Genomic DNA, 26,213 nt, shown 5'->3' with positions numbered 1-26,213 from the left:
AAAGCAAAACTAATAAATAATTATTGATTTTCAAATTTTTTGAGTACATTTTCCCGAAAAGTTTCTCCGACGGGCAAAGTAATTTCGGGTAACACAATCTGTTTATTTTTAATTGATTGCACGCGGGCAGTCGGGATAATATACGAACGGTGTATGCGGATAAACATTTCAGACGGCAGTTTTTCAATGATGTTTTTCATTGACATTCTTGCGATGATTTTGCTTTTGCTGTTTAAATAAATCTGAATATAATCGTCTAAACTTTCGATGTATAAAATTTCAGAATAATCTACTTTATACAACTTGTAATCAGCCCGAATCATCAGGTAATCCACCACTTTTTCCAGGTAGTTCTTTGTCTTTTCTACTGCTGTCTGAAATCTGTCGAGGCTGATAGGTTTCAGGATATAATCCACCGCATTCACATTAAATCCTTCAATGGCATAATGGTCGTAAGCCGTTGTGAAAATAACCGAAGGTTTGACGGACAGAGATTTGTAAAAATCCACGCCGTTTTGCTGGGGCATTTCTATGTCCAGAAACAACAAATCAACCGGATATTCTTCCAGATATTTATAGGCTTCCTGCAAGTTGGTAAACGTTTTTTCCAGTTTGATGCCGGCCGTTTTTTTGCAATGGTGTTCGATTACTTTCAGTGCCAGCGGTTCGTCGTCAATCGCTATTGCTTGTATCATTCTACATTTATTTTAAGATAAACATGAAAAACATCTTCATTATCAGTGATTTTCAGTTTATGCTGGTTTGGGTAAATATACATCAACCGTTGTCTGGTATTTTGTATGCCGGTATTACTTTTTTTATGATTTTTTGGATAATTACCTGATTTACTGTTCTTAATATCCATTTCAACCGAAGTCGGAAAAATATTGATATTGATGTGAATAAAAGATTTTTGGCTTGTACTCAGTCCATATTTAAAAGCATTTTCGATAAACGGAATAAAAATCAACGGAGTAATAATTTGATTGGAAATTTTTCCGGAAATTTTCAGCTGAAAATCCGTGTTGCCGCCCACACGTAGTTTTTGCAGTTCGATATAATTCTGGATATAATTGATTTCTTTCCGCAATTCCACTTTTTCGTTACTACTTTCTATAACCACATACCGCATGATGTCGGACAATTTCAAAATGGCTTCCGGAGCTTCGTCTGATTTTTCTAACGTCAAGGCATACAGGCTGTTGAGTGTGTTAAATAAAAAATGCGGATTGATTTGAGCTTTGAGATAAGCCACTTCCGATTTAAGTTTTTCCTGCCCGATGATGCTCATTTGTTTGTTAAGCGTGAGTAATATAGCAATCAATACCGAAATCAGAAATTCATAAAAAGTTTTGTCGGAAATAAGCTGGTGCCAGAAAGTAGGATTTTTGACCGAATAACCGACTTCCGGAAAAATAAGATGTGGAGCACGAACAATAATGAATCCGAATATGGCAACAATAAATAAATATACCCAAAAAGTTCCTTTGTTGTGCAGTCTTGGAATGAGATAATAATAGTTGAAATAGAAAAAAATGACCACGAGCAATGTTCCGCAGAATTTCTGTAAAAAATCGACAGATTGCAAAGGCGATTTTCCGGAATAAATCTCGACCGAGCTCAATATCGGTACGGCGATAAATATTACCGAAACTAATATAATCAACAAGGTTTGCTTGTCCGGAAATTTCATTATTTTTCTTTTTTAATCAAACCTAATTCAATCAACCGCTCAGTCAGAAATTCGCCGGCGGTAATATCATCATATAATTTCGGGTGGTTTTCATCAATACAATTTTCAAGCACATTAAGCGAAGTGTCGGCTTTAGGGTGCATAAAAAAAGGAATAGAGTAACGCGAACTTGCCCACAATTCTCTCGGCGGATTAACCACCCGGTGAATAGTAGATTTTAGTTTATTATTGGTCAATCTCGACAGCATATCGCCGACATTAATCATCAATTCGTCTTCTTCGGCAATCGCATCCACCCATTCGCCTTCGTGGTTCTGAACCTGTAACCCTTTTCCTTGAGCACCCATCAGCAGCGTAATCAGATTGATGTCGCCATGTGCAGCCGCACGCACCGCATCTCTGGGTTCTTCGAGAATGGGAGGATAGTGTATCGGTCGCAAAATAGAATTTCCGTTTCGGACAAGGTCGTCAAAATAAAACTCGTTCAAATCGAGATATAAAGCCAATGCCCGTAATACATAAACGCCTGTTTTTTCAAGCATTTTATAGGTTTTCTTTCCAATTTCGTTGAATTCCGGTAGCTCCTCAACAATAACATTCTTCGGATATCTGGCTTCGAGCTCAGCATCGTTTTCTACATACTGACCAAAGTGCCAGAATTCTTTCAAATCAGCAGTTTTAAAGCCTTTAGCAGTTTCTTTTCCGAACGATACATATCCTCTTTGCCCACCGATACCAGGTATTTCATACTTAGATTTTGTTGCTGCCGGCAGATTGAAAAATGTTTTTATTTGCCGATATAAATCATCTACTAATTGTTGGTCTAAAAAATGACCTTTCAAAGCAACAAAACCGATTTCTTCGTAGGCTTTTCCAATTTCACTGACAAATTTTTGCCGTCTGTTTTCGTCGCCTGATAAAAAATCTTCCAGGTTTACGCTAGGTATTTTTTGCATCGCTATTTACTTTAGTGTAATAATTAGCCGAAATTTAGCAAATAAAAAACATTTGAACAGAATAATATAAAGAAAAAATAGAAATATTCGGGCACAATGGGATTGGTTGAGTGTAATTCTTTGGGTTATTTTATTGGTAAATTGGTCGATAGTGATAAAATAATCTAAAATATTCTCAGATAGACTATATTTTTTATAAATTAGCCCCTTAAACAAAAGACAAAAAAATGAAAAAGTTTTTATTTGCCTTAGGGGCAATGGCGATGCTGATTTCTTGTGAGCAAAAACAAGAAGGATTTACGATTAACGGTACTGTGACAGGTTTTGCGGACGGAACGATGGTGTACATCAATAGTGCCGACGAAAACTCAGATACTGGTTTGACCAAAATAGATTCTGTTGCAATAACAGAAGGAAAATTCACATTTGCCGGTAAGGCAGACGAAATTGATATGAAATATCTGGAGTTTGGTCAGGAACAAATGTACTATCTTCCTTTTATTTATGAAAACGGAGAAATAACAGTTGTTTACGATAAAGATAAAACCGAAAACACCAAAGTTACCGGTACTGAAGGCAATGATTCTTTTATGACATTCAGAGAGCAGACTAAACCGGTTGAGGAAAAAATAAAGCGTTTTGAGGAAGAAAATAACGAAAAAATGATGCAGGCTCGAATGAGCGGAGACGAAACCGTTATGAATGAGCTGAGAGAAGAATACATGAAGATTGCCGATGAATTGGGTGAGGTTTCTAAAAATTTTGTAAAGAATAATAAAAACTTCGCTTCTCTGATGATGTTGAGTCAATTGCACCAAAACAAACAAATTACTGACGAAGAGCTGATTGAAATCTATAATGGAATGGACGATTCGCTTAAGGCAACTAAGGTGGGTAAAGATATACAGGAATTGGTTAATAATGCGGCTAAATTAGCTATCGGACAACCAGCACCAGACTTTTCAGCACCAACACCTGAAGGAACAGAGGAATCTTTGAAAGAAAACTTAGGTAAAGTAACCGTGATTGATTTCTGGGCAGCCTGGTGTGGACCTTGCCGAAAAGAAAATCCGAATGTGGTTAGAATTTATGAGAAATATAAAGATCAGGGATTAAGTATTATCGGTGTTTCTTTAGACAGAGATAAAGACGCTTGGTTGAAAGCTATTGCGGACGACGGGTTGACTTGGACACAAATTTCTAATCTTGCCTATTTCAGCGACCCAATTGCTAAAGAATACAATATTAACGCAATTCCGGCTACTTTCATTTTAGATGCTGACGGAAACATTGCAGCCAAAGATTTGAGAGGACAGGAATTAGAGGATAAAATTGCTGAATTATTAGCAAAATAATCTCAACCAAAGATTTCGTTTTATAAAAATGCCTTACATTTGTTAAGGCATTTTTTTTATTTGATAGATATGAATTACATTTTATTTGATGGGGCATACAGAGATGCTCTTTTACCGTTTACATTTACCCGTCCGGTGGCAGATATAAGAGTCGGGATATTGACCATTCGCGAAAAATGGGAGTATCACCTCGGGTGTACGACCTCGACGGTTACTGAAGATTATCTTGCAGAGAAATATCCGATGGTAGAAATGGAGGAAAACGTGTTTATTAATTCATCTTATCTGCCAAATGAAAATTTAGTAGAATCTATCAAAAATCTGCAACCCAACCAGGCTTTGTTTCATGATGATGAGATAGTTGCTTTTTATGCCTATGAAAATCAGGAAGAAGTGGATTTCGATACCTACGAACAAATCCTTTTTGAGCAAGAATGTACAGTAATCTGTAAGCCTTATGATATTTTTGGAAAAAATGATATTGCATTGCGTGCTGATTTTGATTTGATTACTGAAGGTAGGGACTCAGAACCTATTCCGGATACTGTGCAATATCTCAGCAAAGAAAATATCTTTATTGAAGAAGGAGCTGTGCTTAACTTTGTTATTCTGAACGCTTTGTCCGGACCGATTTATATCGGGAAAAATGCCGAAGTAATGGAAGGAAGTGTTATCAGAGGGCCATTCGCTTTGGGCGAAGAATCTCAGGTTAAGTTAGGAGCAAAAATATACGGAGCCACGACCATAGGACCACATTGCAGAGTGGGAGGAGAGGTAAACAATTCTGTGTTATTCGGCTATTCTAATAAAGGACACGATGGTTTTCTGGGAAATTCAGTGCTGGGCGAATGGTGTAATATCGGTGCAGACAGTAATAATTCCAACCTGAAAAATAACTATGATGAAGTCAAATTGTGGAGTTACGAAAGCGATTCTTTTGAAAAAACAGGATTACAGTTTTGCGGATTGATGATGGCAGACCATAGCAAATGCGGTATCAATACGATGTTCAACACCGGAACTGTAGTCGGGGTGAGTGCAAACGTTTTCGGTGCAGGATTCCCAAGAAATTATATTCCGAATTTTACTTGGGGAGGCCCTCAAGGTACACAAAGTTATATGATTAACAAAGCTTTACAGACAGCTGAGATTGTGATGAAACGCCGTCATCAGGAGCTTACTCAGGACGATAAGGATATACTCACACATATTTATAACGAAACAACCGAGTGGCAGAAATCATAAATAAGGCACGGTTTGAGGTGTTCCATATCTGAAATCCTGCAATCCAAAATTACTATTTCGGATACGATTGGTGTGGATAATGTGATTTCCTACACCGGGCATTTTCGGGTAATAACTGATAGATAGCTGAATTTTACTCACATTCAAAAAATCGTTGGTAATCATCACACCCAATGTAACAGAAGTGTAAAGTTCACTGTCGAATAAATTTTCCCCATGGTCTGAAATTAATCCTAATGACCCGGAAAGAAAAGGACTGAAACGAAATCCAAACCATGAATTTGGTGCATAGGACTGGGTCTGAAAGTTAAGCAATAATTTTTTCGTTCCTCTCAGATTATAACTGTCAAAACCATCAATTCCATACGTGCCGTTGAGTGTAATCTTGTCTTTGAAATAATCTAAACGATTATATCCATACACCAGCTCAGGATTAACAAATTGCCGAAAAAGCCAGTTGCCTAAACTGAACGTGCGCGTGAAATAAATCCCTTCCAACCGGAAAACACTTTGTTCGGAGTGGTTTTTATGAAAATAACTCCCCCATTGTACTTCCCCGCCAAAATAACCGGATTGAGTATATTTGCCTAAAGCAAACCGGGCTCCTAAATATGTCCTTGTCCGGTCGTCTAACTGTTGAAAACCTGAAGTAATCGAGAAAATTTTTCCGACAGCAATATCCTCAATCCGGTCGTGCTCGTAAATATATCTGTCCTGCATATAATTCAGTGAGTTGATACCTACACTAACCAAAAAACGCTTGCTGTCCGAATAATAATTATAAGGATTGTATTGTGGGTCAGGCTTTTGCAGATGGTCGACCCCTGTGAACCGAACCGAAGTAACCAGATTGGTAATGACTTTATTTACCGTTTCTTTTTCTGTTAATTTTATGGCATATCCCCCCCAAACGTCAATATTATTGTATTTTAACTCATGTCTGATGGATTCACTATTAATGTTATATACCGAATCTTTATAGTGGTACTGTCCTACCGAGAAACCACCTGCCCATTTGGTAAGCGGCGAGTAAAAAGGTCGCTCGGCGTAGAGTGTTTTTGAGATATTATTATCCAAATCGTCCCGGTAGCTGATACCTGCCGTAATGAAAGTATTGGCAATATTGTTTAGCTGATATTGTGAAGCATAACCTTGTCTGCCTTCATTAAACCGGGTGCGATATTCGTTGGAAAAATAATGTCCGAACCCGCCGAAATTATATGACGCCATTCGCAGACGCATACTTGATGTGGAAATACTGCCGGTCGGATAAATACTCCAGGAGTCCAACACACGGATATTGATATCCACCGAATCAGGATTGTTGGCAATTTCTTTCGGGTTGATAATTACTCTGCGGATATATCTTTGCGAACGGATAATACGTTCACTCTCTTTGATTTGTATAGAATCAAAAGACTTATGTTTTTTAAATAATAATAGATTTTTGATAGTAAATGCTTTGGTTTTCAAGTGAAGACTATTCCCGATTTTATCTATGGTTTTTGTCGGAACACGAGTAGTGTCTTTTTCTGAATATCCAAAAGGGTCTAAGGTTTCAATATTTATATTTCTAATAATTTTACCCTGAAATTTTTCAAAATCTTTGTCAATTTCATTTAGATTAACTGCTTGAATATTAGTTTGCTGTGTTTGTATTCTCTTGGGTTTAAATATGGTTTTCCGCAACCATCGCGTAAACTTGCTTTTTGAAGTGAGTTCTTCGAGTTTTTCCCTGTCTTGCGGAGCTCTGTCCACAATAGTGTCCTGAATTTGTCCGTTCACACCATGTGTAATCAGACAAAACAGCAACAAAAGACCATATATTTTTAATCGGAAACTCAATGTCAGGTATTGATATCTAAATCTTTGATATAATCTTCAAACTCGTAGAAAAATAATTCAAATTCATTCATATTATCGTGGAAAAAGACAAAAATGTCGTCCCATGTTTTTGGATTGTTTATAGAAACACCGTCTTTTTCGACCCATATACGGCTAATCAGTTTGCCGTTATCCAGGTAATAATTTTCTTCAAAAATAACTCCCGGCAGATGATTTTCAGTGAGAATATTTTTTAAAGATTCTATTTTCTGATAATAAATTTTTCTTAGCTCATCGTCTTTTTGCTCCATATCGAGCATTACGCAGGCTTTTTTGTTATCTGCATAAAATTTGAAGGAAAAATCTTTTATTTTGGTTTTATGTAACAGCCATTTCCTTGGATAAGTCTGCCCGAATTCTGTCCAAAACCGCTGTTTGATTAATTTAGTCTCTTCTTTTGAATACATTTCCGTCCGTTTGTTATCAACCAATAAATATAGGGAAAATAAATCTTTATTGGTCAGTAATAATAAATATATCATTATTTTTGCACGTAAAGTATGATTATGACGAACAATGATGTTTTAAAAAAGCTGAGAGTTGCTTTGCAGTTGCGTGATGATGAGATAGTTAATATTTTGTCTTTGGTAGATTTCAGAATTTCAAAAGGCGAAATAGGCAATTTTTTCCGCAACGAAGACCACCCGAAATATGTAGAATGCAAAGACCAGATTTTGCGTAATTTCCTGAACGGGTTAGTTATATACCTGAGAGGAAGCAAAGAAAATCCCAAAAATCCGGGAGAGGTATTACTCAACCGAAAATTTGGGAAAAAGTAGTAATTTAGGCTATATTGTTTTCCAAAACCTTTTTGAGAACAACAGCATGATTTATTTCCGGATTTTTTGCGGCATATAGCAACGTCAGATTTTGTTTTTTGGCAATATCCCGCAATTTGTTTAATTCATCTTGATGGTTTTCCAGCTCAGATTCATAATGTTGAGAAAATTCCTCAAATCGTTCGGGACGATGACCAAACCATTTTCTCAAATCGGTTGATGGTGCAACAGATTTATTCCACTCGTCAAGATTGGCTTTTTCCTTGCTCATTCCCCGAGGCCAAAGTCTGTCCACCAGCATTCTGTACCCATCTTCGGAAGATGAATCTTCATAAATCCGTTTGATGCTAATCATTTTTATTGTAATTCATTTTCTAATTGCATGGCTTTAGGGAACAAGATATTATTTTCCAGATGAATATGCAAATGTAAATCTTCTTCAAATTCTTTCAGCAGTTGAAATGTTACCCGATAAGTATTGCACGCATCGCTTGGCAGGGTGTAATTGTCGGCAAGTTGGGCTATCTGTCTGAAACGTTCGCCTTCCGTGTCGTGTTCGTGCATCATTTGCTGGATTGGGTTAGCAACTGTTCCGAACGGTGGGGCAGGGATAGCACCATTTTCTTTTGCTTTTACCAGATTTTTAATATACGGAAACAACATCAGCTCTTCTTTTTTCATGTGTTTGGTTAATTCGCCGGAAGTTTCCTTGAATAGTTCGGCTATTTTTTCCAGTTCAGGGTGGCGGTTGCCGTGAACGGACACAATTTTATGGATTAGTGGCTGAATTTCCGGTATTTTTTCTTCCACGTATCGGTGGTGTTTTTTTTCTACATAATCCGCCAGTAAATCTATCGGCCAACTGTTGTAATCTGTAGCAGCAGAATTTTCTGTAGATTGTACACGGTTAAGTTCTTCGATGATTTTTGCTTCATCAATGTTTTGTGATGCACAGGCGTCTGCAATCGTTCTTTTGCCGTTACAGCAGTAATCAATGTGATTATCTTTGAATATTTTTGCCGTTTTGTAATTTTTGGCGACGATTTCGCCTACGATGTCTTTGGTTGAAAAGCTTTCCATATTTTTTTTGATTTTAATGACTGAACAAATATAAGATAATTTTTTATTTCAGACAAATTTGTCGCAAATAAATATACGGAATAAAAAAAACGGTTTTTATCATGATAAAAACCGTTTTTGAACAATTATAACAAGTTATTTATTAATTATGACAAAGCATTTTTAACTTGGTCGGCAGCTTCCTGAAATTCGATAGCAGAAAGAATTGGCATACCTGATTCATCAATGATTTGTTTTGCCAAATCAGCATTGGTTCCTTGCAAACGAACGATGATAGGCACATTGATGTCGTCTCCCATGTTTTTATAAGCATCAACAACACCTTGGGCTACGCGGTCGCAACGAACGATTCCTCCAAAAATGTTAATCAAAATTGCTTTTACATTCGGGTCTTTCAGAATGATACGGAAAGCTGTTTCCACGCGTTTGGCATCAGCAGTTCCACCAACGTCCAAGAAGTTTGCAGGTTCAAAACCGGCATATTTAATCAAATCCATGGTTGCCATTGCCAGTCCGGCTCCGTTTACCATACAACCAACAGTTCCGTCGAGGTCAACATAGTTTAATCCGGCTGCTTTTGCTTCTACTTCGATAGGTCTTTCTTCTGTGATATCACGCATTTCAGCATAATCCGAGTGACGGTACAAAGCGTTGTCGTCTAAGGTAACCTTAGCATCTACCGCAATAATTTTATCGTCTGAAGTTTTTAATACCGGGTTGATTTCAAACATTGAAGCATCACAACCAACATAAGCTTTATACAAAGCATCAACGAATTTTACCATTTCTTTGAATGCTGCTCCGGATAGTCCTAAGTTGAAAGCTATTTTACGAGCTTGGAAACCTTGTAATCCGACAGCTGGGTCAATTTCTTCTTTGAAAATCAAATGAGGTGTTTTTTCGGCAACTTCCTCGATGTCCATTCCTCCTTCGGTGGAATACATAATCATGTTTCGTCCTTTTGAACGGTCTAACAAAACAGACATATAAAATTCAGAAGGCTCATTGTCGCCCGGATAGTAAACATCTTCCGCAATCAAAACACGGTTTACACGTTTACCGGTCGGAGGTGTTTGCGGCGTAATCAAATCCATTCCGATAATCTGACCGGAGATTTCTTTAACTTCGTCTAAGTTTTTTGCCAGTTTCACACCGCCGCCTTTACCGCGACCACCTGCGTGAATCTGAGCTTTGATTACGTGCCAGCCTGTGCCGGTTTCTTCAGTTAGTTTTTTGGCAGCTTCTACCGCTTCTTCTGCTGTGCTGGCTACATTTCCGCGTTGCACACGCACACCGTAGCTGGCTAATATTTGTTTGCCTTGAAATTCGTGTAAATTCATTATAAATTTTTTTCTGATTTAGATTAAAGTAAATTGTGACGCAAAAATAATAAATTGGTTTGTAATTGCCTAACAAATTAGTTTTTAACTTTTGTTGATTGCTCTGTTATCGTTTCTTTGAGAATTTTTAAACATTTTTCTGCTTCTTGTTCATTCAGATGTCCGAATCCCAATCGCATTGCACTTTCTTTTTGATTTTGATACAGCAAATTGGGTGGAATATATAATTTGTTTTCCAGACATTTCTGACTGATTTTCATTAAATTAAACTGTCTGTTTTTAGATTCCAGCCAAAATGCTAATCCGCCGTGAGGAAAGGAAAAATCAAAATCTTCCGAAAACCATTCATTGAGCAGATACCCAAAATAATCCCGCCGTTGTTGATATATTTTTTTCGATTTTTTGATATGTTTTTGGATTTCACCTTCTTCGAGCATCTCAGCAAGAGTCATTTGCATCAGTACATTTTCACCTTGAGTAAAGGTATGTGAAAACTGTTCGAGGGTTCGAATCAGATTTTCGTTACCGGTAATAAATCCTGTCTGATAACCCGGAATCAGATTTTTACCGATTTCACCAATATATATAACTCTGTCGTTGTCGTCTGCACTATACAAAGGCAGGCTGCTCATTTTTTCATACTGCAAATCATAATCCCAATCGTCTTCGATAATGATAAAATCGTATTGTCGGGCAAGATTCAGCAATTTCAACCTTCTGGTTTTACTCAGCGAAACAGTGGTCGGGTAGTGGGCGTGAGGCATCACATACACCGCTCTTATTTGACTTTCTTGACAGATTTTTTCCAGTTCATCTATGTTCATGCCTTCCTTATCTGTCGGAATAGCTTTTACTTTTGTTCCGTTTTTCTGGAAAATCATATTGGCTTTATAATAATTTTTTTCAGCCACTGCGATAGTATCTTCTTTATCCAGTAAAATTTCTGTGAGAAGATAAAGGCTCATACCGGCATTTTGAGTTATCAGTAAGTTATCGGAAGAAATTCGGAGTCCCCGGGTGATGTTGAGGTAATTGCTCAGTTGGGTGTGTAGCGGTTTGCGATGAGGCAGATACCATTTTTGATTGTTCCACACGGTTTTTCGCCGGGCGGTTGCTGTATAGTATTTTTGCCATTGTTGCACTGCATTTATCCTGATATCAGGTGTTCCGTCTGTGAAGAAATAATCCGTTTTTTGGGGATAATCCGGCAGGTCAAACAAATGCGTTTGCTTAAACGAAAAAGAAGGTGGCGTAAATTTTTTGGAATAATTGGATTTAAGCGGACGTTGTTCTGCGAGGTTATTTTCTATGACGTAAGTTCCTTTGTTCGGATAAGTTTTTACCCAATCCTGTACATTGAGTTCCTCAAAAGCTGCCACAACGGTTTTTCTGTGCACACCGATAATTTGAGCAATTTGCCGCGTTCCGGGTAGTTTGCTTCCGGCGGGTAAAATGCCTCTTTGAATAGCATCTGTGATTTGTTGTGCAATTTGAATATAAATCGCCTGAGATGTATCAGGTTGAATATCAATTGTTTCAAAAAAATGTATAACCGGACTACTCATAATATAAAAAATGGCTCATTCTAATCGTCCGGAAAGATACTAATTTTGGCATTACCAAAAAACACTGATGATAAAATTTTATCGCTTGTAACCAAAACCAAAACGACCTTTTCCGGTCGTTTTTTTTGTACTTTTGCATTCTATAATTTTCAGGAAGTGATACAGCAAGACCGCATATTTTCAATTAGCCATTCAGCTGATTTTACCACATTAACTTTGGAAGTTTTTGATTGGCAGTATCATCACAATGCTGTTTATCGGGAATTTTGTGATTATCTGAACAAAAATCCTGATAATGTCAGTCGGATTTATGAAATTCCATTTTTGCCGATTACTTTCTTTAAGTCCAAATCAATTATTACCGGCAACGGAAATCCTGAGAGGATTTTTACCAGTAGCGGTACAACCGGAAGTGAAGTCAGCCAGCATTTGGTAACAGATATTTCAGTGTATGAAAACAGTTTCCGGAAAGGATTTACCTATTTTTACGGAAATATAAAAGACTATGCAGTGCTGGCATTGCTACCGTCTTATTTGGAACGCCAAGGTTCGTCGTTGATTTATATGGCAGAAGATATGATTCGGCAGTCGGAACACCCGTCGAGCGGATTTTATTTACATAATCTGGACGAACTTGCGGAAACACTTTCACGCCTTGAAGAACAAAATCAACCGACTATATTAATAGGTGTGAGTTTCGCTTTGTTGGATTTGATTGAAAAATATCAATTTGATTTAAAGCATACCATAGTAATGGAAACCGGCGGAATGAAAGGTCGGCGAAAAGAAATGATTCGTGCCGAGCTACACGAGGTACTGAAAATAGGTTTCGGGGTACAACATATTCATTCCGAGTACGGTATGACCGAATTATTGTCACAGGCGTACTCCAAAGGAAATGGTGTTTTTGATTGCCCACCTTGGATTCAAATGCTCATTCGTGATACCGAAGACCCTTTGACTATTTTACCCGACGGAAAGGCAGGCGGTATCAATATTATTGATTTGGCAAATATCAATTCGTGCTCATTTATTGCTACACAAGATTTGGGCAGAAAATACCCGGACGGGCAATTTGAAGTGCTTGGACGTTTTGATGATGCAGACATCAGAGGGTGTAATTTGTTGTTAGGGTAGGCAACTTTGTTTTTTATGGTTTTTTTGTAAAATGTAGTTAATTTTTGTATTTTTGAGAAAATTAAACTTCTTATCTTATGAAAAAAATAATAGACATAAAAAAGATAGCATTATTCGTAATAATAATGATTAGCTTTTCCGTAAAAGCACAAACTACAGCTATACCTGACCCGCATTTTGAACAAGCGTTAATTGATTTAGGTATAGACTCAGACGAGGAAATCAACGGGCAAATATTAACAAGCGACATAGAAGGCATTACCGAATTAACACTTGACATGGATAATTTTTATATTAATGATGAAGGAATTGATTTTACAGGTATCGAGGGTTTCATTTCCTTGGAAAAATTAAGTATAAGCTTTGTTGTTATTTCTCATATTGACCTTTCTCAAAACACGCAACTAAAAATATTAAATCTCGTACATACAGGATTGGGTGAAGAAGGAATGATTGACCCTATAAATCTGTCAGCCAACACTTTGTTAGAAGAATTTTATGGAGGTAATCCAGGAATTGATATAGGACCGTTTAACTCTATTGAAGAATTAGACTTTAGCAACAATCCGAATATCAGAATAGTTGATTTGTACAATATGTCCTCAATTAAGTACATCAATTTAAAGAACGGCAATAACAATCCGGATATGTCTATTGACATAAGTCTTTTTCCATGGTGGTCGCAGTTTGAAGATCCAACCGATGACGGAGGTATTATCAATTCTGTTTGTATTGAAGTAGATGATGTTAATGCTGCTCAAAACCAAGAATCTCTTTACGCTGATTGGATAATCCTCAGTGAAGACAGAGTCGAGTATCATTTTGTTGATAATCCTATTGATTGTACGGCTTCTACTCAGGCATTTGATGAATCGTCTATAAATATTTTCCCAAATCCGGCATCTGACTATGTATCTGTTCAACAAAAAGAACTTGATGACATTCAACTCAGAGCTGTTCAAATATTGGATAACTCGGGGAGATGGATAAAATCAGTCAAAGATAATTTTACCCATATTTCGGTTTCCGATTTAAGTAAAGGTGTTTATTTGTTCGTCATTCAAACAGATAAAGGTAATAAAACAGAGAAGATAATTATTGAATAGGCTTTGTTCTAAAAAATGCAAAGGCTCGGGTTTAATAAATCCGAGCCTTTTATTTCTTATGTTTTGGGTTGGCTATTTACTCTTCACTTTCAGGAGCCTGGTCAATCAAGTCCATAAACTCGTCTAACTTTGGAGTAATAATAATTTGTGTTCTTCGATTGCGTTCTTTCCCTGCTTCGGTAGAGTTTTCAGCAATCGGGTTGTATTCCCCGCGTCCGCCGGCAGTCAATCGTTTCGGGTTCACACCATATTGATTTTGCAATGCCTGAACCACAGATGAAGCACGAAGTGTACTCAAATCCCAGTTGTTACGGATATTTTCACGTGAAATCGGTACATTGTCGGTGTTACCTTCAACTAATACATCATAATCGCTGTAATCATTGATGATTTTAGCCACTTTGCTCAGCGTTTCACTCGCCCGATCAGAAATTTCATAACTTCCTGATTTATATAGCATATTGTCTGCCAGTGAAATATAAACAACTCCTTTCAGTACCTGAATATCTACATCGTTTAACTCTTCACGACTCAACGAACGGGTAAGATTGTTGGTCAATACTATATTTAAAGAATCACTTTTGTTTTTGGCATTAACCAAGTGCTGAATATACTTGTTGCTCGCATTGATTTCGTCCACCAGCTTGGAAATGTTTACATTACCTTGCGTAATACTGTTGTCTAACGAACTTTGTAAAGAGGCCAGTGCCTTTTTCAGACCGTCGTTGGCTGCCCGTTCCTGAGCCAGCATATCTTCTAAACTTTGTACGCGGGTATTACACGAACTCAAATCAACCTGTGATTTGTTGTAATTGTTTTGAAGTGTTGCATAGCTGCTTTCTAACTGAGCATACTTCTTTTTGGAAACACAACTTGTCAGGGTAAGTGTCCCCAAAATAATAGTCGGAATTAAAACTTTTGTTCTCATAATTATTTATTTTTAAGGATAAAGGTAAGGAAATAAATAAAAAAACACTCGTTTTTTAACGAGTGTTTGTGATATAATCATAAAGTAATGTAAAAACAAATTGTAATTATTTTATAGTGTTTCTTTCAGCCAGCGGAAGAATTCGCCTTGCCAAACCAACGCATTTTGTGGCGACAACACCCAATGATTTTCTTCCGGGATATATACAAATCTGCTTTTAATGCCTTGTAATTGAGCAGCCTGAAAAGCTTCTTGCCCTTGTCCGATTGGTACGCGGTAATCTTTTCCACCGTGGATAACCAACATCGGTGTATCCCATTTGCTTACATTATTAATCGGGTTAAATTCATTGTAAGCCCGTTGAGCATCTTCGTTATCCGTGTCCCAATAAGCTCCGCCTGTGTCCCAATTCGGAAAAAAAACTTCTTCGGTAGTTCCGTACATTGATTCCAGATTGAACACACCGCAATGTGCGATAAAAGTCTTGAAACGTTTTTCATGTATTCCTGCCAGATAATAAACCGAATACCCGCCGTAACTTGCACCAACTGCCCCGAGGCGGTTGCTGTCCACATATTTTTCTTTGGAAATATCGTCAATAGCAGAAAGATAATCTCTCATCGGTTGCCCCGCCCAATCTTTGGAGATGGCTTCGTTCCATTCTACGCCAAATCCGGGTAACCCTCTACGGTTTGGTGCAACGATAATATAACCTTGTGCAGCCATTACCTGAAAATTCCATCGGAAAGAGTAGAACTGAGAAACCGGCGATTGCGGCCCTCCCTGACAATATAGAAGTGTAGGGTATTTTTTGTTCGGGTCAAAGTTTGGCGGATAAATAATCCATGTCAGCATTTGTTTACCGTCTGTAGTTTCTACAAAGCGTTTTTCTACCTTACTTTTCGTAATTTTGGCATACATTTCATCATTAACTGAAGTAATTTTTTTCCAGTCTTTTTTTCCGAAATGATATTGATAAACTTCGGTGGCGGTATTATAATCTGTACGGGTTAAAACCGCTTTGTCTTCAAATATTTTTACAATTCCCGTCACATCAAAGTCGCCTTCTGTGAGTTGTTTTACCGTTATGGCTACCTGCGTCATTGCCGGAAAATTAACTTCAAACAGCTGCGTAGTTCCGTTCACCGGAGCGGTAAAATATACTTTTTTGCCGTCTTCACTCCACACATAGCTGTTTACTGTTCCATTCCATTGGGCGGTAAGATTCATGTCAGAGCCATTGTATCGAACGATAATATCGTTTTTATCTGCTTCATAACCATCGCGTTTCATCTGTAACCAGGTTAAATGACCATTTGGCGAAAACGACGGATAAGTGTCATAACCTTTGTTGTTTTCGGTCAGGTTTATTGTTTTTCCGGTTTTGATGTCATATTCATACAAATCGGTGTTGGTACTCAGTGCATAAGCTGTGCCTTCTACTTTTTTGGCTACATAAATCACTTTTTTTCCGTCCGGGGAAAAAATATAATCACTGCTGCCGCCAAATGGTTTTTGTGGAGAATAATAAGGTTCGCCTTCCAGCAAATCAACCTTTTTTTGTGATTGGTTATCCGTTAAAATAACGTGGCTGTATGTGCCGTCGTTCCACGTATCCCAATGGCGGTAGTCCAAACCGTCATATACATATACGTCAGATTTATCCAGATTTTCATAATAATCTGCACCTAAAACTTTTTTTACTTTTACCGCTTCGTGGCTAAGTGTATATTTTCCGTCGGCAGTAGATTTTTCTTGTTTAAGAGCCGGATTGTCTTTGTCTATTTCTTTCAGTCCTTTTCCGTCGAGTCCGATTTGGTAATAATCCGTCCGGAAATCATCTTCTGCTACGTTGGGCGTGGTTACTGAATAGTAAAGCATTTTGTTGTTGTCAGATACTTTTATCGGGCTGACTCTTCCCAATTTCCATAGTGTTTCCGGGGTCATAACCTGTGTTTGTGCCTGAACGGAAAGACCGACTACCGACAGACATAAAATCGTGATTTTTTTCATTGAAATTATTTTGTTTTGTATTCTTTGATTTGAAAATTCTTATTCTGGCCTCCAAATTAATCCAAAAAAATGATAAAAAAAACTTAAATGTGCAATTAAACTGATTTTTCACTACGCTGATTGCGGAATAAATGAGTAATTTCACGCACGGAAAAAAATACATTAATTGTTATACAGAAAATTACATATTTATGGAAGATTTTAGATGGGCAGATTTGATTAATCCTGAGTTTTATATCAATCTGGAAATTGCCGGACATCAGATAGGAATCTACGTTGTTTTATTTATTGTATTTGCAGAAACAGGTTTGTTGGCCGGATTTTTCCTCCCGGGCGACAGTTTATTGTTTTTATCCGGAATATACAGCACTGCTCTGATGGCAGAATTTGTTTACATTCCCAACGATTTTCTAAATGTGTGTGCTTTGGCAGGACTGGTTTCACTTGCCGGAATCATCGGAAACAGTTTTGGATATTGGTTTGGCTCAAAAAGCGGTAATTATCTTTTTAACAAAGAAGACAACTGGTTGTTTAAGAAAAAATATCTGGAAGAATCAAGAATTTTCTTTGAAAGACACGGCGGAAGAGCGATTATTTTTGCCCGATTCTTGCCTGTAATACGAACTTTTGTGCCTATCATTGCCGGTGTTGCCCGCATGGATATCCGACGGTTTATGCTATTTAATGTACTGAGTTCCATCATGTGGTCTTTTTCATTAATCCTTGCCGGACATTATCTTTACAAAATTCTCTTAGATAGTTACGGATTTGATTTGACGCATTATATCGAATATATCATACTGATAATTATTGCCATTACGACGGTTCCTTTCGTAGTGAAACTGATTAAAAACAGACAAGAAAAAAAGAGAAAAAGAGCAATTCAGGAATAAGATATGTTCAGGAAATTAGTCAAGTGGCTTAAAAGGATTTTTTTATACTTTTTTCTGTTTTCCGTTCTATGGGTAATTGCCTATCGGTTTGTGCCTGTGCCTTATACGCCGTTGATGGCTGTCAGAAGCTTTCAGCAATGGCATGACGGTAAACCGGTTACCTGCCGTCACGATTGGATTTCTATAAAAGATATGCCGGTAAATATCCAGAAGGCAGTCATAGCCAGCGAAGACGGACATTTTAGTACCCATAATGGTTTTGACTGGAAAGCGATAAAAAAGGCTTATGAGCAGAATCAAACTAAGGGAAGAAAAAGAGGTGGAAGCACGATTTCGCAGCAAACCGCTAAAAATGTTTTTCTTTGGCAAGGCAAAAGTTATTTCAGAAAAGGGCTGGAAAGCTATTTTACCATATTGATTGAGATTTTTTGGAGCAAGGAACGCATCATGGAAGTATATCTGAATTCTATCGAAATGGGCGACGGCGTGTATGGAATTGAAGCGGCATCACAGTATTGGTTTAATAAAAATGCTGCCCGACTTACTGATTATGAAGCAGCAAGTATAGCTGCTATTTTGCCTAATCCGTTAAAATTCAAAGCTAAAGGCGGAACACAATATACAGAAAAAAGAAAGCGTTTTATCTTACGGCAAATGCGTTTGTACAACAAACCGGACTATTTAAACGAATAAGGTAAATGATAAACTTTTATTAAATAGCCGGCGTTTTTGCATATTTATCAGTAATTTTACACCAAACAAAATTTAGTTTAGTTATGAAAACAACATTTTTAAGTTTAGCAGCTATCGGATTATTAGCATTTACCTCATGCAAAAACGAAACAAATTCCGAAGCTCCTATCGAAGATCAGATTGAAACTGAAGAACAATTAACAGTTTCCGAAGAAGCAAACATTGAGTTACAAGCAGAACTTAATGAAGCTGAAGCAAAATTGAAACAAGCTGAAAAAGATTTGGAAGAAGCCAAAGCTAAAGGCGACAAAAAAGCGGAAGAAGCTGCTCAAAAAGTAGTGGAAGAATCCAAAACAGCATGGGAAAACCTGAAAGACAAAACCAGCGAAGTAGCTAATGATGTTGAGCAGGGTATCAACAATGCTGTGGAAGACACCAAAGAAGCGGCTAACAAAGCAGGCGAAAAAATCGACGAAACTGCTAAAGACGCTAAAGAAAGCGTGAAAAAAGCAGGCGAAAATGCTAAGGAAAAAGCCAAAGAAGCTTCTGAAGATGCTAAAAAAGAGTACAACAAGGCTTTGAACAAACTTAAAGCTGAGTAGTTAAATCTTATTTTAACAAATGCGAATCCCCGAATTTATTCGGGGATTTTTTATTCCAGCAAATCCGGACGTCGGTTTTTGGTATGTTCATAGGCTTTTTCTTCCCGCCATTTTTCAATTTCCGGAAAGTTTCCGCTTAGCAGAATGTCCGGGACTTTCATTCCGTTATATTCTGCCGGACGAGTGTAAATAGGTGGTGCCAGCAAATTATCCTGAAAACTGTCGGTCAGGGCAGAGGTTTCATCGTTCAGCACGCCCGGAATCAAGCGGATAATAGCGTCAGAAAGTACAGCTGCTCCCAGTTCGCCGCCGGACAAAACATAATCACCAATTGAAATTTCTTTGGTAATCAAACTATCGCGAACTCTTTGGTCAACACCCTTGTAATGTCCGCAAAGGATAATAATATTTTCTAGCATAGACAAACTATTAGCGATTTGCTGATTGAGTGTTTCGCCGTCTGGGGTCATATAAATCACTTCGTCATAGTTTCGTTCCGATTTTAGAACCGATATACACTTGTCAATCGGTTCAATGCTCATTACCATTCCTGCACCACCGCCGTATTGATAATCGTCCACATTTTTGTGTTTGTTGGTGCTGTAATCCCGCAAATTGTGAAAATAAACTTCAACCAAGCCCTTAGAAACTGCTCTTTTCAGGATTGAGGCTTCAAACGGACTTTGGATTAATTCGGGTAAAACGGTAATGATATCGATACGCATGATTCAAATTATTTTTGCAAAATTACAATTTCTTTTGCCAACGCCTAAGAAGTTTTAAATATAGATTAACGAATGACTTTATACAGGTAAACAAATTAATCCTATATTTGGAAAAATGTTGAAGTCAGCAAATCATATCAAAAAATTGAAAAACATCATATTGATGTTTTTTGTCGTGTTTTCACTGAGTCCCTGTCCTGTGAAAGCTGTGGTTTTTGGTGCTGTAAATATTGATTATTCTCAACCGCTCAATAAATTTAAAGTTTCCGGGCAGTTGAACAGCTGTCAGTTTTCTTCTCAGGACAATCAGCAGATTTCAGTTGCGGAAAAAGCAAAATTCAATCGACATAAAGAACCTGATTATCATGTTGAAAATCCGTGTTATGACGGTTTTTGTGAAGTAGCTTTTATCAATTATTCTACAACTTTCTCAGGAAACGACCCACCCAAATATATTTTATATAAACGATTGAAACTTGATGTAGCTTAATTGAGGTGCAGACAACTCATATTTTTTAGAGATTTGTCTGTGTATGATTCATTTATATCATTTTTATCTTTAATAAAATATCAATTTATGAAAAACACATTTATTGACGACACAGCCAATAAGGCTGGTCTGTTTACATTATCATTGCGTTGGGTTATCGGCTGGACGTATTTCTCGGCATTTTGGCGACGATTAATCTTAGAAAACAAACTTATCCCTGAAGAAGCAGGATATATAGGCGAAAAATTCAACCATTTCTTACCCAATGCTTTAGGGATTAAACCAATTATAGAATATTTGGTTTCCAATCCAGAAGCTCTGCAAACAGCTATGATTGTATTTACGATAGTCGAAGCGATTGTAGGTTTGTTTATCATTCTTGGTTTGTTCACACGCCTGATGAGTATTGGTGTTTTCTTTCTGGCAATTGGAATTCTTTTAGGTTCGGGCTGGATAGGAACGACTTGCCTAGACGAATGGCAAATCGGGGTGTTGGGCGTGGCAAGTGGCTTTACCTTGTTCCTGACCGGTAGTGATTCTTATTCGCTGGATAATTATTTTATGCGAAAACAAAGCCGGTTTACGAAAACAAAATGGTTTAGGTTTTTAGGGTCAGGAGCACTTGCAATCAAAAATCTGGCACCGAAAGTTCTAATTATGTCCATATTAATTTTTGGATTGACTTTGTTTACTAACCAATATTTTCACGGTGGAGTTTTTGGCACACTTCACAATAAATCGGTTAAGCCTAAAGTTGAAATTTCTAATATCCATTATAATAATTCTCAGCTTTCATTTGAATTATTTAGGGTAGAAGGAGCTGATGTTTATGGCTCATTTCTGATTGGAATAGAAATTTTAGATAACAATAATCAGGTTATAAAAACGATTGACCAAAATGAATTGGCGAAATTTCCTGAGGATAAAATCAATAATCATTATGTAGCCAAAATCAAACCCGGGAAACATAGTTTGGTTTTGCCGCTTGGTGCCAAAGCTGATATAACCATTGATTTGGAAGAAATATCTCTGAGTGAGAATTATACCGTCAGATTAATAGATATAAGCGGTGCAGAATGGACGGCCAAGATTAAATAGTGAAACAGCTGTCACAATTGTGACAGCTGTTTTTATTTTGGACTATGTCCCGTCCTGAAATAGCAATACACAAAAGAAATCGTTATTATGGAAGAAAGAAGTATTTCGGTTACTATTAATAAATTTATAATTCAAATAAATTATTTTATAAAATATTTATATCTAAACAGCTATTTTTGTAAAATGATTTTATTTCAAAACAAATTGATTACTGCAAAAGATACGAAGATTAAACAATATGTAGTTAGTGTTACTCTTATTTTTGGGTTATCACTATTTTGTTATATTTTTAAATCTTTTGTGGATTATAGAATTGTAGCCTTAGTTTTACTATTGGCTGTTTCTATTTTAGCTATTTTGTATGATATTATACCTGTGATGCTGTCAGCAGTTTTGAGTTCTTTAATTCTCAATTTTTTCTTTATTCCACCTATTCTTCATTATAAAATTAATGATTCTGAAGATATATTGTTGTTTTTTATTTTCTTGTTTATTTCTTCCGTAAATGCTTTTCTAACGAACAAAATCAGGAAACAGGAAAATAAAATAAATGAAAAGGAAGAAAAAGAAAAAATATTAAAATTATACGAAACTATTCTGAATTCTCTTTCGCATGAATTAAGAACGCCTATTTCAACCATTATTGGCAGTGTGGATACTTTAAAATCGTATAACGATGTTTTTTTGACTCAGCAAAAAGACGAATTGCTTTCCGAAATAGAAAAAGCAAGCATGCGGTTAAATAGACAGGTAGAAAACTTACTGAATATGAGCCGTTTAAAATCGGGGAATTTTAAGCTGAAAAAAGACTGGACAGATGTTAACGAGCTGATTTTTATGGCTATCGGAAAAATAAACGAAACCGTAGAAAGGAATATTATTTTTACTCCTGATGAAGAACTGCCTTTGTTTAAAATTGATGAAGGTCTGATGATTGAAGTTGTGCACGGATTATTACACAATGCTGTTATTCATAACACTCCGGATACAATCATAAATATAGAGGCTGCTTATGAAAATGAAAAACTCAAAATAATTATCAGAGATAACGGAAAAGGATTTCCTAAAGAAGAGATTCCCAAAGTTTTTGATAAATTTTATCGTCTGCCTCACAGCAAGTCAGGCAGTTTGGGATTGGGACTTTCGATTGTAAAAGGCTTTGTGGAAGCTCACAACGGAACTGTTTCACTAAACAGTAAGCAAGATGAAATGTCGGAATTTACGATTTATATTCCCTCTGAAACATCATTCATTAAAAATCTGAAAAATGAATAAAACAGAAATACTAATCATTGACGATGAGCCTCAAATTCAAAAGCTTCTGGAAATCAATCTTTTGGAAAATGGATTTAAAATACATCAGGCACTGACAGGAAAAGAAGGACTTCTGTTGGCTGCCAATTATTCGCCAGATGTTATCCTTTTGGATTTAGGGCTACCCGACATAAACGGACATCAGCTTCTGAAAGAATTAAGACAATGGTTTACCAAGGCAATCATCATACTTTCTGTTCAGGACTCTGAAGAAAATATTATTTCTGCTTTGGATAACGGAGCTACCGATTACCTGACCAAACCCTTCAGAACAGGGGAATTGCTGGCTCGTATAAGAGCTGCTGTAAGAAGAAATAACATAACCGAAGACTTACCCATCATAGCTGTTGATAATATAGAAATTGACCTGATAAACCGTATCGTTAAGCTAAATGATGAAAAACTGAAATTAACCGTAACCGAATACAATTTGTTGGTTTTATTGGCTAAAAATGAAGGAAGAGTGCTGACACACCAGTATATTCTAAAAGAAATCTGGGGAATAGGCTATCAGACAGAAACACAGTATTTACGGGTTTTCATTTCGCAATTACGAAAAAAAATAGAATTGAATCCCAATCAACCGAAACATATTCTTACCGAAAGTGGAATAGGATATCGTTTTCAGTAATCTTTATATTTTTTTTACGGGAACCCGTCTGTTATTTATAACTTACTTATAAATTCCTTTCCACTTTTGCATAATAGTAATTCTATGCAGGTGTATGGGAAATAAAAATTTAGACATAAAAATTCCTGTTCTTATAATTGCCTTCGGAATAATGTATTCTGATTTGGGAATCCATTATTTTCTGGATATTAAAGCCATTGGAATTAACCAAACAGGTATCATTATAATTTCTGCCGGATTTCTTTATTTGCTTATGAAGCTGCTGAAGTATGCTCTCAAAATGAGAAAAGCCTGTAAGAAAATTAAAAATACACACAACTGATTTTCTTTATAAAATCTTTATATATCTCTGTTCTATTTTTATAACCTGTTTACAGATTTTGACCCAACTTTGCACCTAGTAACCAAATTTTATATTTATGGGAAAAATAGGTGCATCAGAGATATTAATAATTCTCGTTATAGTTGTATTGCTTTTTGGAGGAAAAAAAATTCCGGAATTGATGAAAGGTTTGGGAAATGGCATAAGAGAATTTAAAAATGCCTCAAAAGAAAGAGAATCCACTATGTATAAAAACGATTTAGCCCGAAAGGATTGATTTCTATGAAACAGGACAAAAAAAACATCTCAAAAGTAGGTTTTGCATCTTTGCTGATTGCTCTTGGAATTGTTTACGGAGACATTAGTACAAGTCCGCTTTATACATTCAAAGCAATTATAGGAACTAAAGAAATTAACGAAATGCTGGTTTTGGGTGGTCTGTCCTGTATTTTCTGGACATTAACCTTACAAACTTCCCTGAAATATGTTTGGCTGACACTGAAAGCGGATAACGAAGGAGAAGGAGGAATCTTCTCTTTGTATTCGTTGGTAAGACGTTACGGAAAAAAAATAATTATTCCAACTATGGTAGGTGCAGCCGCATTACTGGCAGACGGAATAATTACTCCTGCAGTTACAGTAACTTCTGCCATTGAGGGGCTGAAAATGATTAAAGGATTAGAAAATATTTCGGTTGCCCCGATTGTAATTTTTATAATTTCAGTTATATTCTTCTCACAGCGTTTCGGGTCTCAAAAAATAGGAAAAGCATTCGGACCTATAATGTTCATCTGGCTCACAATTTTGTTGATTTTCGGCTTGACTCAAGTTATTCATTTTCCTTCTGTGATTAAAGCCCTGAATCCTTATTATGCTTATAATTTACTGGTACATTACCCACAGGGATTCTGGATTTTGGGAGCTGTTTTTCTATGTACCACAGGAGCTGAAGCTTTGTATTCCGATTTGGGACATTGCGGAAAAGAAAATATTCGCATTAGTTGGATATACGTAAAATCCTGTTTGGTTATCAATTATTTAGGACAAGGTGCTTGGGTTTTAAATGAAAATATAACAGTTCTTGATGGAAAAAACCCATTTTTTGAGATGATGCCTTACTGGTTTTTGTTGCCCGGCATTATCATTGCTACTTTGGCTGCAATCGTAGCTTCTCAATCTTTGATAAGCGGTTCGTTTACTTTAATTAGTGAAGCAATCAACCTGAATTTTTGGCAGCGTGTCAATATAAAACAACCTACCGAAATCAAAGGTCAGGTATATATTCCGAGTGTAAATTTGCTTTTATGGGTAGGGTGTATTTTTGTTGTTCTCTACTTTCAGACCTCTACACGTATGGAAGCCGCTTATGGTTTGGCAATCACTATAACGATGATGACCACTACTTTCCTGCTGTCTTATTTTCTGACCTATAAGCTGAAATGGAATAAATTTTTCATCTTGCTCCTGTTTGTTTCGTTCTCGGTTATAGAAATATCCTTTTTCATTTCTAATGTTATGAAATTCACTCACGGCGGATATATTACTATATTTTTGGGAGGGGTTTTCTTTTTTGTGATGTATATCAGTTATTTCGGGAGAAAAATCAATGACCGTTATACAAAATATGTTGATTTGGTTAAATATTCAGAAAAAATTACAGAGCTCAGCAATGACAACTCTGTGTCTAAATTTGTAACACATCTGATTTATCTGACAAAATCCGAGAGAAGAGACCAGATTGAAGAAAAAATTATTCAGTCGATTTTTGCTAAAAAACCTAAAAGAGCTGAAGTATATTGGTTTTTTCATATTAATCGCACGAACAGTCCTTATACACTAAATTATGACGTAAATGAATTGGTTGATGACAAAATCATAAAGATTACCGTAAATATAGGTTTCCGCATACGTCCAAGAACAGAATTATATTTTACCCGAATCATTCAGGATTTGATTTCCAATCAGGAGCTGAATTTACATTTAAAGAATCACGGAACCACAAAGTACAATCCGGGTATAGATTATAAATTTATTATAACCGAAAAATTTCTCTCTGTAGAAAATGAATTTTCGTTAAGAGATGGATTGGTGCTTAAAACTTATTTTTTGCTAAAACGTTTTGGGCAAAAAGATACAGATGCTTTCGGATTAGACAAAAGTGTAGTTGTCATGGAGCAGATCCCATTAGTCTATCAACCAATTAAGTCTATAAATCTTGTAAGAATCAACGGAAAAAATAAGTAATCAGAAAATAATAAGCAAAGTTATGGATTATCATAAATAGACCAATATATTTGATTAATAACTTTGACCATTACTTAAATTCATGAACAATATTCAATTACAACGTTGTACTCAATAGTG

At 36.6% G+C, this 26,213-nt stretch carries 25 protein-coding genes and 1 pseudogene; 14 read left to right on the top strand and 12 right to left on the bottom strand.

The features are described from left to right. Positions 1–20: 20 nt before the first annotated feature. Genes CDL10_RS08475 through CDL10_RS08465 form a run of 3 tightly spaced genes read right to left on the bottom strand, consistent with a single transcriptional unit; the run spans position 21 to position 2,649 of the window. The gene (locus tag CDL10_RS08475) at positions 21–695 is read right to left on the bottom strand and encodes a LytR/AlgR family response regulator transcription factor (protein ID WP_100678133.1); all 675 of its coding nucleotides are present in this window, start codon (positions 693–695) and stop codon (positions 21–23) included. Beyond that, positions 692–1,693 carry a sensor histidine kinase gene (locus CDL10_RS08470; RefSeq protein ID WP_100678132.1) on the bottom strand — a complete coding sequence of 334 codons (1,002 nt, stop codon included), beginning with the start codon at positions 1,691–1,693 and terminating at the stop codon, positions 692–694. The genes CDL10_RS08475 and CDL10_RS08470 overlap by 4 nt, the downstream gene beginning before the upstream one ends. Further along, the gene (locus tag CDL10_RS08465) at positions 1,693–2,649 is read right to left on the bottom strand and encodes an isopenicillin N synthase family dioxygenase (protein WP_100678131.1); all 957 of its coding nucleotides are present in this window, start codon (positions 2,647–2,649) and stop codon (positions 1,693–1,695) included. The genes CDL10_RS08470 and CDL10_RS08465 overlap by 1 nt, the downstream gene beginning before the upstream one ends. Positions 2,650–2,876: 227 nt before the next feature. On the opposite strand from CDL10_RS08465, the gene CDL10_RS08460 reads away from it, so the two are divergent. Continuing rightward, entirely contained in the window at positions 2,877–4,004 is a 1,128-nt protein-coding gene (locus tag CDL10_RS08460; protein WP_100678130.1) for a TlpA disulfide reductase family protein, read from the top strand. Positions 4,005–4,073: 69 nt separating this feature from the next. Continuing rightward, positions 4,074–5,249: a GlmU family protein gene (locus CDL10_RS08455; protein ID WP_100678129.1), complete on the top strand. Its 1,176-nt coding sequence runs from the start codon at positions 4,074–4,076 to the stop codon at positions 5,247–5,249. Here the strand turns inward: CDL10_RS08455 and CDL10_RS08450 are convergent. Beyond that, positions 5,244–7,094 (bottom strand): BamA/TamA family outer membrane protein, encoded by a 1,851-nt coding sequence (locus CDL10_RS08450; RefSeq protein WP_207760146.1) that lies wholly within the window; start codon positions 7,092–7,094, stop codon positions 5,244–5,246. The genes CDL10_RS08455 and CDL10_RS08450 overlap by 6 nt on opposite strands. A gap of 2 nt (positions 7,095–7,096) precedes the next feature. Beyond that, on the bottom strand, positions 7,097–7,540 hold the full coding sequence (locus CDL10_RS08445; RefSeq protein ID WP_100678695.1) for a DUF4268 domain-containing protein: 444 nt from the start codon (positions 7,538–7,540) through the stop codon (positions 7,097–7,099). Positions 7,541–7,639: 99 nt separating this feature from the next. Between CDL10_RS08445 and CDL10_RS08440 the strand changes: the two are divergent. Beyond that, a pseudogene (locus tag CDL10_RS08440) lies at positions 7,640–7,897 on the top strand (DUF1456 family protein); the annotation flags it as partial. Between the two features lie 19 nt (positions 7,898–7,916). On the opposite strand, the gene CDL10_RS08435 reads toward CDL10_RS08440, so the two are convergent. The 4 genes from CDL10_RS08435 to CDL10_RS08420 all read right to left on the bottom strand — a co-directional run bounded on the left by CDL10_RS08435 (position 7,917) and on the right by CDL10_RS08420 (position 11,897). Next, the gene (locus CDL10_RS08435) at positions 7,917–8,267 is read right to left on the bottom strand and encodes a DUF488 domain-containing protein (protein WP_100678126.1); all 351 of its coding nucleotides are present in this window, start codon (positions 8,265–8,267) and stop codon (positions 7,917–7,919) included. A 2-nt stretch (positions 8,268–8,269) separates the two neighbouring features. Next, positions 8,270–8,992 carry an iron-sulfur cluster repair di-iron protein gene (ric, locus tag CDL10_RS08430; protein WP_100678125.1) on the bottom strand — a complete coding sequence of 241 codons (723 nt, stop codon included), beginning with the start codon at positions 8,990–8,992 and terminating at the stop codon, positions 8,270–8,272. A 146-nt stretch (positions 8,993–9,138) separates the two neighbouring features. Continuing rightward, positions 9,139–10,332: an ADP-forming succinate--CoA ligase subunit beta gene (gene sucC, locus CDL10_RS08425; protein ID WP_100678124.1), complete on the bottom strand. Its 1,194-nt coding sequence runs from the start codon at positions 10,330–10,332 to the stop codon at positions 9,139–9,141. 77 nt (positions 10,333–10,409) lie between these two features. Next, positions 10,410–11,897, bottom strand: a complete 1,488-nt coding sequence (locus CDL10_RS08420) for an aminotransferase-like domain-containing protein (RefSeq protein ID WP_100678123.1) — start codon at positions 11,895–11,897, stop codon at positions 10,410–10,412. A gap of 156 nt (positions 11,898–12,053) precedes the next feature. Here CDL10_RS08420 and CDL10_RS08415 point away from each other — a divergent pair, with 156 nt between their 5' ends. After that, positions 12,054–13,034 carry a LuxE/PaaK family acyltransferase gene (locus tag CDL10_RS08415; RefSeq protein ID WP_100678694.1) on the top strand — a complete coding sequence of 327 codons (981 nt, stop codon included), beginning with the start codon at positions 12,054–12,056 and terminating at the stop codon, positions 13,032–13,034. A 77-nt stretch (positions 13,035–13,111) separates the two neighbouring features. Then, on the top strand, positions 13,112–14,140 hold the full coding sequence (locus CDL10_RS08410; protein ID WP_100678122.1) for a T9SS type A sorting domain-containing protein: 1,029 nt from the start codon (positions 13,112–13,114) through the stop codon (positions 14,138–14,140). A 76-nt stretch (positions 14,141–14,216) separates the two neighbouring features. Here CDL10_RS08410 and CDL10_RS08405 read toward each other — a convergent pair whose 3' ends face one another. Both CDL10_RS08405 and CDL10_RS08400 read right to left on the bottom strand, forming a co-directional pair. Beyond that, positions 14,217–15,068 (bottom strand): OmpA/MotB family protein, encoded by an 852-nt coding sequence (locus CDL10_RS08405; protein ID WP_207760145.1) that lies wholly within the window; start codon positions 15,066–15,068, stop codon positions 14,217–14,219. A 111-nt stretch (positions 15,069–15,179) separates the two neighbouring features. Continuing rightward, positions 15,180–17,081 (bottom strand): S9 family peptidase, encoded by a 1,902-nt coding sequence (locus tag CDL10_RS08400; protein WP_100678120.1) that lies wholly within the window; start codon positions 17,079–17,081, stop codon positions 15,180–15,182. 191 nt (positions 17,082–17,272) lie between these two features. On the opposite strand from CDL10_RS08400, the gene CDL10_RS08395 reads away from it, so the two are divergent. The 3 genes from CDL10_RS08395 to CDL10_RS08385 all read left to right on the top strand — a co-directional run bounded on the left by CDL10_RS08395 (position 17,273) and on the right by CDL10_RS08385 (position 19,269). Then, positions 17,273–17,974 carry a DedA family protein gene (locus CDL10_RS08395; RefSeq protein ID WP_100678693.1) on the top strand — a complete coding sequence of 234 codons (702 nt, stop codon included), beginning with the start codon at positions 17,273–17,275 and terminating at the stop codon, positions 17,972–17,974. A 3-nt stretch (positions 17,975–17,977) separates the two neighbouring features. Beyond that, positions 17,978–18,667 carry a monofunctional biosynthetic peptidoglycan transglycosylase gene (gene mtgA / locus CDL10_RS08390; protein WP_100678119.1) on the top strand — a complete coding sequence of 230 codons (690 nt, stop codon included), beginning with the start codon at positions 17,978–17,980 and terminating at the stop codon, positions 18,665–18,667. 83 nt (positions 18,668–18,750) lie between these two features. After that, positions 18,751–19,269 carry a hypothetical protein gene (locus CDL10_RS08385; protein ID WP_100678118.1) on the top strand — a complete coding sequence of 173 codons (519 nt, stop codon included), beginning with the start codon at positions 18,751–18,753 and terminating at the stop codon, positions 19,267–19,269. Positions 19,270–19,319: 50 nt separating this feature from the next. Here the strand turns inward: CDL10_RS08385 and trmD are convergent, their stop codons facing one another. Next, the gene (trmD, locus tag CDL10_RS08380) at positions 19,320–19,994 is read right to left on the bottom strand and encodes a tRNA (guanosine(37)-N1)-methyltransferase TrmD (protein WP_100678117.1); all 675 of its coding nucleotides are present in this window, start codon (positions 19,992–19,994) and stop codon (positions 19,320–19,322) included. A gap of 145 nt (positions 19,995–20,139) precedes the next feature. Here trmD and CDL10_RS08375 point away from each other — a divergent pair, with 145 nt between their 5' ends. The 6 genes from CDL10_RS08375 (at position 20,140) to CDL10_RS08345 (ending at position 26,093) form a co-directional block, all read left to right on the top strand. Then, on the top strand, positions 20,140–20,484 hold the full coding sequence (locus tag CDL10_RS08375) for a hypothetical protein (RefSeq protein WP_133119478.1): 345 nt from the start codon (positions 20,140–20,142) through the stop codon (positions 20,482–20,484). 87 nt (positions 20,485–20,571) lie between these two features. Further along, the gene (locus CDL10_RS08370; protein WP_100678115.1) at positions 20,572–21,582 is read left to right on the top strand and encodes a TQO small subunit DoxD; all 1,011 of its coding nucleotides are present in this window, start codon (positions 20,572–20,574) and stop codon (positions 21,580–21,582) included. Positions 21,583–21,765: 183 nt separating this feature from the next. Next, on the top strand, positions 21,766–22,857 hold the full coding sequence (locus CDL10_RS08365) for a sensor histidine kinase (RefSeq protein WP_100678114.1): 1,092 nt from the start codon (positions 21,766–21,768) through the stop codon (positions 22,855–22,857). After that, on the top strand, positions 22,850–23,527 hold the full coding sequence (locus CDL10_RS08360; protein WP_100678113.1) for a response regulator: 678 nt from the start codon (positions 22,850–22,852) through the stop codon (positions 23,525–23,527). The genes CDL10_RS08365 and CDL10_RS08360 overlap by 8 nt, the downstream gene beginning before the upstream one ends. Positions 23,528–23,946: 419 nt before the next feature. Then, complete coding sequence (gene tatA, locus CDL10_RS08350; RefSeq protein ID WP_100678111.1) at positions 23,947–24,126, top strand: twin-arginine translocase TatA/TatE family subunit; 180 nt, start codon at positions 23,947–23,949, stop codon at positions 24,124–24,126. A 5-nt stretch (positions 24,127–24,131) separates the two neighbouring features. Further along, a complete protein-coding gene (locus tag CDL10_RS08345) occupies positions 24,132–26,093 on the top strand; it encodes a KUP/HAK/KT family potassium transporter (protein WP_100678110.1) in 1,962 nt (653 codons plus the stop codon). The last annotated feature ends 120 nt before the right edge of the window (positions 26,094–26,213 follow it).

The sequence above is a fragment of the Avrilella dinanensis genome (assembly GCF_002807015.1).
Lineage (GTDB): Bacteria > Bacteroidota > Bacteroidia > Flavobacteriales > Flavobacteriaceae > Flavobacterium > Flavobacterium dinanensis.
The sequence above is the reverse complement of the archived record's forward strand: the minus strand, read 5'-3'. Positions and strand labels throughout refer to the sequence as shown.

Coding starts and splice junctions, on each gene's coding strand:
- CDL10_RS08475 (WP_100678133.1), bottom strand. CDS start 695: ATGATACAAGCAATAGCGATTGACGACGAACCGCTGGCACTGAAAGTA.
- CDL10_RS08470 (WP_100678132.1), bottom strand. CDS start 1,693: ATGAAATTTCCGGACAAGCAAACCTTGTTGATTATATTAGTTTCGGTA.
- CDL10_RS08465 (WP_100678131.1), bottom strand. CDS start 2,649: ATGCAAAAAATACCTAGCGTAAACCTGGAAGATTTTTTATCAGGCGAC.
- CDL10_RS08460 (WP_100678130.1), top strand. CDS start 2,877: ATGAAAAAGTTTTTATTTGCCTTAGGGGCAATGGCGATGCTGATTTCT.
- CDL10_RS08455 (WP_100678129.1), top strand. CDS start 4,074: ATGAATTACATTTTATTTGATGGGGCATACAGAGATGCTCTTTTACCG.
- CDL10_RS08445 (WP_100678695.1), bottom strand. CDS start 7,540: ATGTATTCAAAAGAAGAGACTAAATTAATCAAACAGCGGTTTTGGACA.
- CDL10_RS08435 (WP_100678126.1), bottom strand. CDS start 8,267: ATGATTAGCATCAAACGGATTTATGAAGATTCATCTTCCGAAGATGGG.
- ric (WP_100678125.1), bottom strand. CDS start 8,992: ATGGAAAGCTTTTCAACCAAAGACATCGTAGGCGAAATCGTCGCCAAA.
- sucC (WP_100678124.1), bottom strand. CDS start 10,332: ATGAATTTACACGAATTTCAAGGCAAACAAATATTAGCCAGCTACGGT.
- CDL10_RS08420 (WP_100678123.1), bottom strand. CDS start 11,897: ATGAGTAGTCCGGTTATACATTTTTTTGAAACAATTGATATTCAACCT.
- CDL10_RS08410 (WP_100678122.1), top strand. CDS start 13,112: ATGAAAAAAATAATAGACATAAAAAAGATAGCATTATTCGTAATAATA.
- CDL10_RS08405 (WP_207760145.1), bottom strand. CDS start 15,068: ATGAGAACAAAAGTTTTAATTCCGACTATTATTTTGGGGACACTTACC.
- CDL10_RS08400 (WP_100678120.1), bottom strand. CDS start 17,081: ATGAAAAAAATCACGATTTTATGTCTGTCGGTAGTCGGTCTTTCCGTT.
- CDL10_RS08395 (WP_100678693.1), top strand. CDS start 17,273: ATGGAAGATTTTAGATGGGCAGATTTGATTAATCCTGAGTTTTATATC.
- mtgA (WP_100678119.1), top strand. CDS start 17,978: ATGTTCAGGAAATTAGTCAAGTGGCTTAAAAGGATTTTTTTATACTTT.
- CDL10_RS08385 (WP_100678118.1), top strand. CDS start 18,751: ATGAAAACAACATTTTTAAGTTTAGCAGCTATCGGATTATTAGCATTT.
- trmD (WP_100678117.1), bottom strand. CDS start 19,994: ATGCGTATCGATATCATTACCGTTTTACCCGAATTAATCCAAAGTCCG.
- CDL10_RS08370 (WP_100678115.1), top strand. CDS start 20,572: ATGAAAAACACATTTATTGACGACACAGCCAATAAGGCTGGTCTGTTT.
- CDL10_RS08365 (WP_100678114.1), top strand. CDS start 21,766: ATGATTTTATTTCAAAACAAATTGATTACTGCAAAAGATACGAAGATT.
- CDL10_RS08360 (WP_100678113.1), top strand. CDS start 22,850: ATGAATAAAACAGAAATACTAATCATTGACGATGAGCCTCAAATTCAA.
- tatA (WP_100678111.1), top strand. CDS start 23,947: ATGGGAAAAATAGGTGCATCAGAGATATTAATAATTCTCGTTATAGTT.
- CDL10_RS08345 (WP_100678110.1), top strand. CDS start 24,132: ATGAAACAGGACAAAAAAAACATCTCAAAAGTAGGTTTTGCATCTTTG.